This is a genomic window from Winogradskyella ouciana (assembly GCF_009709615.1).
In the GTDB taxonomy this organism is placed as follows: Bacteria; Bacteroidota; Bacteroidia; order Flavobacteriales; family Flavobacteriaceae; genus Winogradskyella; species Winogradskyella ouciana.
On sequence record NZ_WJYA01000006.1, the window covers coordinates 334,664 to 348,063 of the forward strand.

10 protein-coding genes are annotated in these 13,400 nt (G+C 29.8%); 7 read left to right on the forward strand and 3 right to left on the reverse strand.

Annotated features, from left to right (window positions below):
- The first annotated feature begins 37 nt into the window (after nucleotides 1-37).
- The 6 genes from F1003_RS11460 (at nucleotide 38) to F1003_RS11485 (ending at nucleotide 9,787) form a co-directional block, all read left to right on the forward strand.
- The gene (locus F1003_RS11460; protein ID WP_155089564.1) at nucleotides 38-973 is read left to right on the forward strand and encodes a phospholipase D family protein; all 936 of its coding nucleotides are present in this window, start codon (nucleotides 38-40) and stop codon (nucleotides 971-973) included.
- A 120-nt stretch (nucleotides 974-1,093) separates the two neighbouring features.
- Nucleotides 1,094-5,365, forward strand: a complete 4,272-nt coding sequence (locus tag F1003_RS11465) for an AAA domain-containing protein (RefSeq protein WP_155089565.1) — start codon at nucleotides 1,094-1,096, stop codon at nucleotides 5,363-5,365.
- The gene (locus F1003_RS11470; RefSeq protein ID WP_155089566.1) at nucleotides 5,347-6,678 is read left to right on the forward strand and encodes a hypothetical protein; all 1,332 of its coding nucleotides are present in this window, start codon (nucleotides 5,347-5,349) and stop codon (nucleotides 6,676-6,678) included. Before F1003_RS11465 ends, F1003_RS11470 begins: the two co-directional genes overlap by 19 nt.
- The gene (locus F1003_RS11475) at nucleotides 6,671-8,110 is read left to right on the forward strand and encodes a phospholipase D-like domain-containing protein (protein ID WP_155089567.1); all 1,440 of its coding nucleotides are present in this window, start codon (nucleotides 6,671-6,673) and stop codon (nucleotides 8,108-8,110) included. The genes F1003_RS11470 and F1003_RS11475 overlap by 8 nt, the downstream gene beginning before the upstream one ends.
- A 1-nt stretch (nucleotide 8,111) precedes the next feature.
- Nucleotides 8,112-8,693, forward strand: coding sequence for a hypothetical protein (locus F1003_RS11480; RefSeq protein WP_155089568.1), 582 nt, complete (start codon nucleotides 8,112-8,114; stop codon nucleotides 8,691-8,693).
- Entirely contained in the window at nucleotides 8,690-9,787 is a 1,098-nt protein-coding gene (locus F1003_RS11485; protein ID WP_155089569.1) for a Card1-like endonuclease domain-containing protein, read from the forward strand. Before F1003_RS11480 ends, F1003_RS11485 begins: the two co-directional genes overlap by 4 nt.
- 24 nt (nucleotides 9,788-9,811) lie before the next feature.
- Here F1003_RS11485 and F1003_RS11490 read toward each other — a convergent pair whose 3' ends face one another.
- Nucleotides 9,812-10,246 carry a hypothetical protein gene (locus F1003_RS11490; RefSeq protein WP_155089570.1) on the reverse strand — a complete coding sequence of 145 codons (435 nt, stop codon included), beginning with the start codon at nucleotides 10,244-10,246 and terminating at the stop codon, nucleotides 9,812-9,814.
- A 273-nt stretch (nucleotides 10,247-10,519) separates the two neighbouring features.
- On the opposite strand from F1003_RS11490, the gene F1003_RS11495 reads away from it, so the two are divergent.
- A complete protein-coding gene (locus tag F1003_RS11495; protein ID WP_155089571.1) occupies nucleotides 10,520-11,809 on the forward strand; it encodes a GIY-YIG nuclease family protein in 1,290 nt (429 codons plus the stop codon).
- 69 nt (nucleotides 11,810-11,878) lie between these two features.
- Here the strand turns inward: F1003_RS11495 and F1003_RS11500 are convergent, their stop codons facing one another.
- Nucleotides 11,879-12,868, reverse strand: a complete 990-nt coding sequence (locus tag F1003_RS11500; protein ID WP_155089572.1) for a DNA topoisomerase IB — start codon at nucleotides 12,866-12,868, stop codon at nucleotides 11,879-11,881.
- 27 nt (nucleotides 12,869-12,895) lie between these two features.
- Nucleotides 12,896-13,261, reverse strand: coding sequence for a hypothetical protein (locus F1003_RS11505; RefSeq protein WP_155089573.1), 366 nt, complete (start codon nucleotides 13,259-13,261; stop codon nucleotides 12,896-12,898).
- Nucleotides 13,262-13,400: the final 139 nt, after the last annotated feature.

Consider the following 13,400-nt stretch of genomic DNA (forward strand, 5'->3'; position numbering starts at 1 on the left):
ATAAAAATATATTTAAACTCAAATTTAATAACCTACAATGAGTACATTTTTAACTGGGAAAACCCTAGAAAACAAACTAACAGATATTATTTGGAAAGCCAAGAAATACGTGGTGATTGTATCACCATTCATAAAATTGGATGACCACATAAAAGAAGTATTGGATAAAATTAAGAGCACACATGGTATTGCGCTATATATTGTTTTTGGAAAAAACGAAGAATATAAACATAACAGTTTTAAAAAAGATGATTTAGAATTTATAAAAGAATTTAAAAATGTTACGATTCTCTACAATAAAGATTTGCATGCCAAACATTATGCTAATGAACGAGAGGGCTTAATTACCTCTTTAAATCTCTATGGATATTCTATGGTCAATAATATTGAGTATGGAGTATACTTTGAAAAAACACCACTCAATCCAATAGACAAGCTTTTTGAACAAACATATAATTATACTTTCGAATTAGTTAATAATTTAAGTACCGTTATATATCTAAAGAAACCTACGTATTCCAATAAGTTATTTGGATTAACAAAACAATACCAAGAATCGAAGGTGATTTATGATATCACAGATGATTTTTTTGATAGTCGATCTCGTTTACCAGAGACTAAATCTTTAAAGGAATTTGATTTGGAGACTGAAACTATAATCGAGAAGAAATATTCTGAAAAACCACAAAGAGTAGACACAACAAGTACTACTTCGGTTAAAAAGAAATTTCATTATAATGGAAGAGTAAGCAGAATTGTTCCAAAAGAAAAAAAAGGGTTTTGTATTCGAACAGGTGAAGAAATACCATACAATCCTGACAAGCCAATGAGTTATGATTCTTATATGACTTGGGTTCAATACGAGAACTATAACTTTCCTGAGAATTATTGCCATAAAACGGGTAAGCCTTCTTATGGTAAAACTAGTATGGCTAATCCTATTTTGACAGATCAGAAGAGAAATGTTTGGTAATTAATAGTGAGAAATGACGTGACTTCTGGACCTTAATTTTTATTCGAATTCAGTGTATACTAATGTGATAGAGATTTTTTATTGATAAATTAATTATAACAGTATTTCAATTATCGATTCATGAAAGGTAAAATAGTAAAAATAAGTTCTAACCTAGGATTCATAGAATATGGTGAAGGTGAAAGAGTGTCTTATGTTTTTAAAGATTATAAGGATTTTAAAATAGGAGATGAGATTAATTTTGAACTGACTTCAAAATCTGTAGCTGGAACTGAACAGACCTTTAATAGAGCAATTAATTTAAAATCAACTGATATACCCAAACCTAATTATATTAGGTTGAATAAAGTTTTAAGAGAATTAAATATTTCTTTAGACAAGGCTATTAAATTTTATGATAGAATCAATGTAGATATCGAAAAACGTCCCACTACAAAAATTTCAATTGAAAATTATAGGCTTCTTTCCAATTACATCAATGGCATAGAGCTAGATTTTGATACCAAAGAAAATACTTATAAGACTGAATCAACTCTTGCCATAGAAAGGGGGACAATAGTAGAGACAGATATTGTCGAAATAATCCACCCATCATTAATTATTGTTGATTTCTTTGATAATCAAAAAGCAATTCTTCCTCTTCAGAATTTATCTTGGAATATTTTCCATTCACAAAAGATTTTTTCTACCCTTACAGTTGGCACTAGATTAAAGGTCGTTGTTCTGGAAAATGAACAAAACAAGGATGTAATAGTAAGTAAAAAGCATCTTATTGATAGGCCTAGTGAAAAAAATAACTGGAACAAGTATAAAATTGGAGAAAAGTTAAATGGAACTATTGAAGAAGTATTGGTTAATAAGTTTGTAGTTTCAATCAATTCGCACCTTTATGGCATTATAAATATATCAAATGATCAAAGGTCACTCTATAAAATTGGAGATACCCTAAACCTTATTTTAAATGGTAGAGATGAATTAAATCAGTTTTTAAAATTAGGAATTCAAGAAGATGTTGAATTAGATGATGAAGTAGAAATTGTTCAAGAGGATTATCAAACCCAAGATGAAGATTTAAAGTCATCACAAGCGTTCAAAAAATCAATTTATTATACTGTTGCAAACAAAGAAGATCGAGAAAGTGTTTTAAGATGGTTTGCAGAAGACGCTAAATTATATTCAAGTGCTATTTCTCTTGAAACAACGTTGTTTTTAAATTTTGGGATAAATACAAAAGCATGGGATAATGATTTTAAGAATGCATTATTACCCAATATAGGTACTAATAAAACAGAAAAAGATGGTCTAGAGTTTTTGAGTAATCAAAAATATTGGGTTCGTACAAATACAAGGGTTGATAATAACGAGGGTGAAATAATACATGATTGGGTTTTGTTTAATGAGAAAATATATGTTTCTGGGCGTGTTTTTGTTGAAGAACAAGATTATAATTTTGTGATTTTTAGCCTATCATTAGAAAGAACAAAAAAGTGGCATTCATTAGATAAAACAAATAATCTAAATGCAGGAACATTTCTGTTAAATAGTAAAGTTCGGTTCTTATCTACGACAAGCTCAAGACCTTTAGATTCTAATCAAAAAAATAATTTTATAAAGATTCAAAGTAAAGTGTTGGCATTTCAAACTTTGAATAAATTAAAAAAAGAATCAGGTGCTATTTTAAGAGAAGAGGGGCTTTCCATATCTATTTTTAATAATTTTTTAGAATATCAAGAAAATAATGAAAGAAAAGGCCAGGAAAAGGATCGGATCCCTGTAAATAGTTATAAGGTTATACCAAATACTATTACAGAAACAGCTATTGAAATAGAGTTAGATTTAGATGATTTGTTTGGTGGAGATGGAGATGAAAACCAAATGATTACGATTAGAACAGAAGAAAAATCCCATCGTGAGAACAGGGATACAGAATTCGTTGTTTTTTGTGATGCTTTAGTTGAAGCTAACAATGAGAAAGCCAAACTGCACTTAAAAAACTTAAATAAACCTTTGGATATTTTAGATGATGGCTTCTTTATAGAGCCAAAGGTTTCACTTCGCCAATATCAAGTTCAAAGAGAAGTTATTAAAGACTTTTTTGACAAAAAATTAAAATTAGACCATATTGAATCATTATTGGTTAGACCAGAAAAAATAAAGCCACCTGAAGAAATCACTTTGGCCTATAATAATAAACTTCTAGAGGAAACAGAGAAGAAACAACCTAATAATAATCAAGTCAGGGCAGTTAAGAAAGCAGTAGGAAATAATAATGTGTTTCTAATTCAGGGGCCACCAGGAACGGGAAAAACTACTGTAATAGCAGAGGTGGTAGAGCAATTAATTTCCAAGGGAGAAAAAATACTTGTAGCTAGCCAAACTCATATAGCGGTTGATAATGTGCTTGAAAAAGTAGCACGAAATAAATCGCTAACATGTGTGAGACTTGGGAATGCACAAAGAATTAAGGAAGATTTAAGGCAATATCAAATCGATAATCTAATTGAGGCTTATTCTGAAGATTTTGAAAAATTAATTACAACTAACATTAATCAATTAGATTATATATTATCGCATGAAGAAGATGTTGACTTTAGTACATTAAGGCCTGCGATTAAAAGTATAATCATTGAAAGAAGTGCAGATTATAGAGATGATTTTAAGGAGGTACTACAAAATAAGAATTATGAATTTTTAGAAATGCTGTCGAAAACATCATTCTCAAATGTAAATAAGTTGAAAGACTTATTAATTGAATGGAAGAATAACTTATCCCATGAAAAAGAAATATTAATTAAGCCTCTTTTATATAAATCTATTGATGTGGCATTTGCTACTTGTATCGGTGTTAGAACAGACAGGGAGTTGAATGAATACAATTTAAAATTTGATACTGTTATAATTGATGAAGCAGGTAAAGCTAATATTTCAGAAACTTTAGCAGCTATTTCCATGGCTAAGAAGGTTATTCTTGTAGGAGACCAATTGCAATTGCCACCGTATATAGATGGAAGTTTACTTGATGAGAAAGAAGCAACAAGTTTTCCTAAATCTAAATACGGCAAGAATTTTTTAAAAGAAGATATTCAGCATGCACTAAAAACTTCTTTTTTCGAATTTTTAGTTAAGAGAATTGAAAATAAACAGTTTCCGGAAGAAAATAAAGAGCTTTTAAACTATCAACATAGAATGCATCCACACATTGGAGAATTTATCTCGGATTCTTTTTATGAAGGAAAGGTTAAAATGGGCGAACACACTTATGAAAACCGCTTACAACTACCAAGTCCTTTTGAGAAAGAAGTGGTATTTATTAATACATCTAGCGCTCAAAGACCATATGAGAGTTTTGATGGTTTTTCTGCTCAAAACGATTCTGAAGCCTATTGCATTAGTAACTTGGTTATACCTAAACTTCTTGAATCAGGCCTTACACCAGATAAATTTGCTGTAGTAGCACCATATAAATCACAAGTAAAGCATATTAAAAAATCTCTTCAAGGACATAACAATTCTAACTTAATTGAAGTATCCACATTGGACTCTTTTCAAGGGATGGAGTTTGATGTAATTGTTTTTAGTTTTACTAGAGCAGCATCACCAGATCAGAGGAACAAAAAAGTTGGCTTTTTAGATGACGCAAGAAGATTAAATGTTGCATTTTCAAGAGCAAAAAAGAAATTAATTCTAGTAGGTAATTCAGAGACGCTAACTGACCCTCGTAGCCACTACGACACGTTATTTAACTATACAGGCCTTTTCTCAAGATTAGTGGATTTAAGTAATAATGATAGTATTGGCAATTTTGTCAATCTCACAGACTTCAAAGACTTAAAATCTAATTTTCAACTAGTTAAATCAAAATTAATAATTGGAAGCTTGCACAATTGCAAGTATAAACTATCTTTTGAAAAGCCTAATTATATCGGACATATTTTTTATATAAAGCAAGGAGTGGAAGGCATGTTCAGAGATTCTGACAAAAATTTTGAATTTGATAGAGATACTGAATATTCTATGTACATATCATTTATAGATCATAAGAATGAACGCGTTTATCTTTCGATGAATAAACCTCAAACATTAAAGAATAAAAGAAAACAAATTAAATCAAATGAAAGCAATCAATTTGAATCGAGTCTTAAAAAATTAAAATTTTTTAAATCCAAAAGAATAGGAGATGTTATAGTAGTTAATTACAAAATGGAAATAGATATTGGTTATTTGTTTGAAATTGAGAAAGGCTTTGATGGTTTGTTTTATAATCCGAAAAAGGATCACAATTATTTTGAAATAAATCACTGTTATAAAATGGAAATTTCAAAAATAGACCAATCAAAAGGTAGAATTAGTTTAATTATTCCAAAAGATAGAAAATGGGCTCGTTTAGTTTAGACATAGAAAGATATTATCAGTCTAAAAAAGAAGAAGGAATTGAATTAAAATCAATTGCTTACATACAATATCCAATCTATTGTATTCATGCAACCATACTGGATAGTACACCAGATCCATTAGAAAAATTAGATAAAGCTATTATTAATTGTATTCTTTTAAATAATGAAATGTCTAGTCTTGATATAGCCCAATTTTTAAGTGTTCAAAAAAGAGGTGTTGAATTGAGGATTGAGCAAATGAAATCTGAAAGGTTAATTGAAGGTGAGAATAGTTTAAATGTTACAGAGCTTGGAAGAGATATATTAATTTTTTCCAAAGAAAAGCGATTGCAAAAACGTCAACATAATTTTTATTTGGATGGGATTGACTTTAAGCCATTAAGTAGTGAGTTATACTCTGCAAAATATCTTAAATCATTTTTTAATGAAAATGAGTTTACATATTATACAAATTCTAGAGGGGATACAAAATCTTATAAACCTTTCAAACCAAATATTGTTCATGAACCATTGATTAAAGAAAAAATTTTTGAAAATATATTTAATATTCCTGAAAATAAAAGAGAAACATGGGCAATACCATTAGGACTTGAAGAAATTGAAACGATTGATTTTACCAAAATGTCAATACCTGTTTTGGTGGGGTTGTTAAAGAAAGGAGATAAGTTATTTAGAGAGCTTTTAGACCCGTTAGCTGTTACTGGAGATTCTTCTAGAATAAGTACAATTGAATCCAAAATCTATGATAAAATCCAGAAATTAGAATTGAGAATTAACACTTGGAAATATAATGAAAATGAAAAGTTCGCATTTGCCTCAAATTGGATTGAAATTGATAAAGAAAAAGAAGGTGAGAGGTTACAATTTGTTACAAATGAAGATTTAAAAAAAGCTTTAAAAGAAATTTATTTTATTGAATCTCTATCAGATGTTAATATTATTAATACAGATTTTGAAATAGGATTAAATGTTACAGAGGAGCTGATTTATAATATAAAATCTAATAGGAGAGAATTTCTTGGGAATTTATTAAGAACAAGAGATGCATTTATTGATTTTTCAACTAGTCAAGGTATTTGGGTTGTTTTTATAAAATTTAAAACTGAATGTAAATTTGTTAAAGCTTTAATGGAAATATTTCATGTTTTAAAAGTATCAAAAGCTAAAGGCTTGAAAGAGGATGATGTTATTCAGAAACTATTGGAATATGACAACTATCGTAAAGCACTTGTATTATTAGAAGAGTTTGAACTACTAGAAAAAATCGATATTAATCAACACATGCACATAGAAGAATTGGTCAATGAATAATATAAATACGATAAATGATAAAGGGCACTTCAAAGGAGGTTATTTTGTTCTCAATGAAAACAGAAATAATAACCCTTGGTTAGAGCGAGATGATTTTTTTATCACCTTGCCTAATCAAAATTCAATAAAAAGGCAAGTCATTGAGTTAATAAGAAATTCAAAGTCTTCTATAAAACTATGTTCATTTATCATTACTGATAATGAGATTTATACAGAACTAGAAAATGTTTTAAAAAAAACTAATGTCGCTGTTTTTATTTTAACTCAATTAGATGAATCAAAGTTTTCTACATCATTACTATCAGAAGAGGAAATGATAGAAAATTTCAATCAAGTACATCTTGATATAGTTAAAAAATTGTACTCAAATGGTGCTCATGTAAGAGCTACAAGAACAGCTCATGCCAAGTTTTTGATTTCAGATAGGGAAAAAGGGTTGCTAACAAGTGCCAACATGACTACAACTTCCTTAACTAATAATCCAGAAACGGGTATTTTCATTGAGAATACAAGTGCTTTAAGTCATTTAGACAACCTTTTTGATGAAATTTTTCAAAATGGTACTGAATATACAAGATTCATCACAGCTAATTCTAACAAACAATTTATTGTTTCCCGTAATCAAAATATTTCAGAAAAGGCAAAAGCATTAAAATCCGAAACAAAATTAAAATTTACCTTCGAAGACCATCAACAATCTTTATATGAGGAAATAGTCAAAATTATAGAAAATAGTTCTGGGGATGTTTATTTATCTACCTATAGTATTGTTGGACTCAATGTATTACCAGAATTCATAAATGCCCTTAAATCGGTAATAAAAAAGGGAAATGTAGTTTATATTTTTTCGAGGGGTATGAATTATAGGTCAGATCATATAGAAGGATGTACATTGTTAGCGAATTTAGGCTGTAAAATTTATGGAGATGTGTATAACCATTCCAAAGGGATTCTTACACCAGAAAAGAGTATGATTTTTACAGCAAATATAGATGGTAAGCATGGCCTTAAAAATGGATTTGAAGTCGGTTTAGTTTTAGAGAAAAATCAAAAGGTAAATATGCAGGCATTTATTGAATGGCAAATAGCTACAGCACCTTATGTTTTCAATATATCGCCTCTTAAAAGTAAGTACTTTGATTATTATGCATACCATTGTGAATTAAAAGAAATTAAGCCTAAACAAATACCAGAAGATATAACAATTAAGATACTCAAATCAAATAGTGGACTAATAAATTTACTTGATGAATCACCTTCTTATTATAAGATAAAAAACAATAAAATTTCTCAAATTCAGGTTGGTAAATATTCTTATGTAGCTGATTTCGAAGATGATATATTAACTATTGGTAGTCAACTTAATAAGATGGAATATAATCTAGAATCATATCTTCTTAAATATCGAAGTGCTAAAATAATATTAGAATAAAATGGAATCTAATTTAAAATATACAGATGAATGGTTAGCTTTAGCTAAACATGGAAACTTTCAATTAGCTGAAAAGCTTTATTTTGATAAATTATTTCCAGAAATAATTAAGAATTTCCAAAATAAATATGAAGGTCTCTTCAATGAAGAAGAGGTTTTAATTTCTATGTTAGGATTCTCACCAGAACCTATAATTCTCTCTGCCAATACAATTAAACCAATTAAACATTATGTGATTACAACAGAACATAAGGAAGAGGTTATTAATCGTGTTGAAGAGTTTGTAGAAAATGAATTTAATTTGATTACTATTTCGGATACAAGTTTTAATACGATATACAAATCCTTGAAAGAAATATTATATGAAATTGAATCACAAAAAATTACAATTGATATTACAGGTGGTAAAAAGTCAATGGTGGCAGCTGCATCTATTTTTGGTAAAGATTATAGATGTAAAATTACATATGTAGATTTTGAGGGTTATATAAAGGAATTAAGAAAACCATTGCCTGGGACTGAAGTTTTAAATATTGTTTATAATCCAGATATTAACCAACCAGAATTATTTTTAAAAGAATGACACATCAAATAACGCTTTTAGGTGGTCAGATTTTACCTGTATATATAGGCGTATTGGAAAGAAATCCAGATACAGTCCATATTCTATATACAAAGGAATCGGTAAGATTAAAAAACAGGCTAGAAAAAAACCTTTCCAGCTATAAATCTATTAGCTATCAAGTAGATCCGTATAATTATAAATCAATTGAGGAGACTGTAACAAATATTATTTGCGACAATGAAGGTGCAACATTTGAGCTAAATTTAACAAGTGGTACAAAGCTTATGGCTTTAGCAAGTCAAGAGGTCTTTAAAACTTTGGAATGTTTTAGTTTTTATATTGATCAAAACCAAAACTTGATAGATATATCTAATGGTACACAAACGAAACTACAAAAGAATATATCAACAAAAAATTTCCTTTTACTTTCAAATCACAATACATTTTCATCCACATCTTTAAAAGATTTCTCAAATGAAGATTTAAAGTTAGCAAATCTAATATTAGAGTTAAGGAAAAGTAAGTCTGGTATTTCAGAATTATTTAAGCTATTGAGAGCACTAGATGTTAAAAGTGAGCGCAAAAGCTTTACTTATAAAAACAAAAAGTTTAGTATTGATTGGAACGGTTTACATTTAAATGTTTCTGCACCTAAATTCAATATAGTATCTAAAGGTGCAAATGCCTTTAAAATATTATCATCAGGTCTTTGGTGGGAGTTAATTGTGGCTTCTGCTATATCTTCATGGAAATCTGCAAGAGAAGTTCACATGAGTTTAGCAATTAAATCGAATTCTGATAGCAAGTTAGATAAGAATGAAATAGACATATTAATTAATACGGGGCAAAAAATCTTATTTATAGAATGTAAATCTGGTATGGTCACCCAATCTGACATCAATAAAATGAGAGCAATTGGTAAATTTTATGGAGGTATAAGCTCTAAATCAATACTTGTATCATATTACAAACCTCAAGCTCATTTAATTGAAAAATGCCAAGATTTTGGAATTGAAATTTTTTATTTGGAAGAATTCAATAAGAATCATATTAAACTAAATTCAATTTCGAAAAAGTTAGATTACATGTTGTCAAAACTAGAACTTAATTAATTGAAATTTATACTTTTTTAGAATTCAAAATGTTTTCAAATAAACAAAGATCCCTTCCTGCAAATCATAATAAGCATTTTCACCATGTATATTCGGTGGAATATTTTTGATTAAGTGATAACGACCACCTAGTTTTTCTATTAGTAAATCTATATCACCTTTAGTGGCAGGTTTATTTTTACGCGATGTGAAAATTGATTTTACACCATCAGCAGCGAGAGCACCGAGTGCTGCATTTCCGACACCTACTACAGATATTTTATCTGGGTTAGGGACCTGAGGCACTTCGGTTTTTGTGGTTGGAGTAGGTAAGGTCTCATCCTTTTCCTTTTCTTTAGACTTTCGTAATCGATGTGAAGATGAACGACAGGAGTTGCTACAGAATTTTTGGACACGCCTACGCTTTGGTGTATACTCCTTAAAACAATACTCACAGGTGTAATATTTGGTTTCAATCATTGATTTAGCGTTAATTAAACGTTCGATTAACGCTAAATTACAAAATGACCCTTCGCTTAGCAACGATGTATCAAGATAAAAGGCAAAATATTTTTCCGTTAATGTTATAATTCTGTCCTCTAATTGCAGTAGGATCGAAGCTTCCCCTTCTAAAAAAAAGTTTGAAATGGCTCTCTTGAACTTACAACAGTATTGAAATGTAACCGAAATTCTTCGTGAGATCCATTAGGAGTTCAGATCCTCAGTTCGCTAATAAATCCTAATTTTGTCCTTATGCTATTTATATACATTAAAACTATACCATTTAGAAAAAAAGCAAGTTTACCCTATGAAATAATCGTGGGAAATGAGGAGATCCATACGTTGAAGTTCAAACCTCATTACACAGTTCCAAAAAAGATTTTCTCACAACAAAAATTGAATAGACTGGAAATTAATTCAGCACCGCCTTTTAGCGACGTAGCTGATGAATTAATTTATTTAATTCAAGAAAATGACTTGATCTTTTCAAATCCCACTCAGTTCAGGTTGTTAAAATCTTTGTTCAAAAGCATAGGATATAATTTTGAAGTAAAATGCAAGTATGTATGGTATAATGAAGCTCAGCAAAATAAGTTTTACAAAACACACCACATTGATTCTAATCAAATTAAGAATTTATATCCTGAAGAACTGATACATTTCTTCACATCTATTGTCCTTCATAAAAATGAAGCAATTTCAAGTTTGAAAGCTCTGGAATCCCAAAATCAAGAATATGATTGGTCGTCATTCAAAACTCAACCTGGAGTTTATTTTTTTAAAAATGAAAATGATGAAGTAATCTACATAGGTAAGGCAAAATATATTAGAAAACGTTTACAAAGTCACTTTTCGAAGGCGTCAAAAAGTAACAGTGTAAACTATAGTGAAGTAAAGGAAATTGATGTAGAATATACAGGAAATGATGTTATTGCTCAGCTTGTTGAATCGTTTCAAATCAAAAAACACAACCCAAAATACAATACACAACAAATTAATAATGCCGCACCATTTATTATTAATCGAACTAAAACGGCTAAAGGGATTAGCAAATTAAAAATTGTTAGAAAAGACCATATTGATAATATGCCTGAGAAATTTTTCAACAGGCAGTCGGTTAAGGATGAATTAGAACGTTTCTGTAACACATATAACTTGTGCAGAAAACATTGTAGTTTGGAAACGGTGAAAGGTCCCTGTAGTAATTATACCGTAAACAAAGAGGCTTGTGTTTGCGCTAGTTTGGAATCAATAGAAGATTACAATCAAAGATTTGAGCGAGCGTTTGAAAAGTTTCAAGCTGAAAAACACAGAACTATACTAAAACTTAGAGGAAGGCATACTGGCGAGGATGCGTTTATTTATCTTGTCAATGGCATATATGAAGGTTACGGTTATATCGATAAAGACGATACAATTAATAATTTCAATGATATTTTAGGGAAATTAATCAGTCAGCCCAACAATTATGATACTGCACGAATTATCAGAAGTTATTTAAATAATATTTCCAAGGAAGACAACCTAATCACCATCTATTAAATGGCATCCACTTTTCATCGATTCTAGAAGAAAAGACTTAACTTAAGAATGATATATATACATATTGGTTCAGTTTTCTTTCAACCTATGTCGTAACATACATAAAACGCCAACTTCTTCTTTAGATAGGCTTTCCATATTTTTCAAAAGTCTATTTATTTCCTGTTCAAAATACTTTATTGTTCTGCCCTCAACATATTCTTCAATAATTCGTGGATCAATGTATGAGCTTCTAGCAACAGAAGGGGTATTTCCTAATCGTTCTGAAACTTGAACAACCGCCTGTTTTATGTTTTTATCTAAAACTTCTTGATCTTTCTTGCTGACAACTCCAATTTCATCTAATGCCATAGCCGCAATCATTGTCCCTGCCCAAGTCCTAAAATCCTTCGCCGAAAAATCCTCTCCCATGACATCTCTTATATAGGCATTTAAGTCATCACTCTTTACATCAACTATATTATCATCTTCATCAAGATATTTAAACACTTCATATCCTGGCATATCATCAATATCCTTTACGATCTTTGCCAATTTTTTATCGACAATGTGTTTTTCTTGTTCCTGATTCGATTTTCCAGTGTATTTAAAGATGATTTCATCATCATCGATAGTTAAATGTTTATGACGTAAAGTGGTTAAACCATAGGTGGAGTTTTCTTTGGCATAATAATCACTACCAGGTCTGAAAAAAGCTGATTCTAATAATCGCAACATTGTAGCCATTACCTTGTTACGATCTAATTTTTTATTTCTTAGATGCTGGCCAGTAACGCGACGCATATGCTCTAATTGGTCAGCAAAATCAATAATACGATCAAATTTTTTGCTATTTTGCTTTTCTATATACTTGGGGTGATAAATGTACTGTTTCCTGGCCTTGTCATCTCTTCCAGTTACCAGTAAATCTGATTTTTTATCTTCACTAATTTCTACATCTGTCCATGCAGGTGGTATAACCAGTGAGTCAATCCAATCACGTATATTCTTGTCCTTAACGGTTTTTCCATTTTCATCTTTTATGGTAAAACCCTTGCCATGTTTTTTTCTATAATACATGTTTAAATCACTCTAAAAATGAATAGATTATCCCTCATCATCGAGATTCAGAATGCTTTTATAGTGACTCTTATTTTCATGTGGAATAGATTCAATAAATTCATGTACTTCTAAATCGGCAGTTGGGCCATAGGAATTAATAATAGTGCCTTTACAATTATCATCAGCTTCAATTACATATAAAATAGACTGGTCAGAAGGATTACTCATACCTTCATATCTATGTTCTGCCACCACCTTAACCTGCTCAGGAGTAAATTCAAGTTCTGAATTTGAGGTTTTTAACTTATTTTCTTCTACTCTAAAATTTTCTGTATAGCCGTTCTTGGCATACAATTCCAAAAAATTCAATTCGTGTTTAGCGTTTGGATCGCTATATTTTGGATCTTTCATTTTTACCAGATTTAAATTGAAAAATAGTTGATAAAACAATATTGTTCTAACTCATTACAATTAAATTTTATCTCAATGAAGTTTTTTGAGAGAATTAAGAAAGTTGGTTATTCAATTAAAGAATAGAATATTAGGACTA

Coding starts and splice junctions, on each gene's coding strand:
- F1003_RS11460 (WP_155089564.1), top strand. CDS start 38: ATGAGTACATTTTTAACTGGGAAAACCCTAGAAAACAAACTAACAGAT.
- F1003_RS11465 (WP_155089565.1), top strand. CDS start 1,094: ATGAAAGGTAAAATAGTAAAAATAAGTTCTAACCTAGGATTCATAGAA.
- F1003_RS11470 (WP_155089566.1), top strand. CDS start 5,347: ATGGGCTCGTTTAGTTTAGACATAGAAAGATATTATCAGTCTAAAAAA.
- F1003_RS11475 (WP_155089567.1), top strand. CDS start 6,671: ATGAATAATATAAATACGATAAATGATAAAGGGCACTTCAAAGGAGGT.
- F1003_RS11480 (WP_155089568.1), top strand. CDS start 8,112: ATGGAATCTAATTTAAAATATACAGATGAATGGTTAGCTTTAGCTAAA.
- F1003_RS11485 (WP_155089569.1), top strand. CDS start 8,690: ATGACACATCAAATAACGCTTTTAGGTGGTCAGATTTTACCTGTATAT.
- F1003_RS11490 (WP_155089570.1), bottom strand. CDS start 10,246: ATGATTGAAACCAAATATTACACCTGTGAGTATTGTTTTAAGGAGTAT.
- F1003_RS11495 (WP_155089571.1), top strand. CDS start 10,520: ATGCTATTTATATACATTAAAACTATACCATTTAGAAAAAAAGCAAGT.
- F1003_RS11500 (WP_155089572.1), bottom strand. CDS start 12,868: ATGTATTATAGAAAAAAACATGGCAAGGGTTTTACCATAAAAGATGAA.
- F1003_RS11505 (WP_155089573.1), bottom strand. CDS start 13,261: ATGAAAGATCCAAAATATAGCGATCCAAACGCTAAACACGAATTGAAT.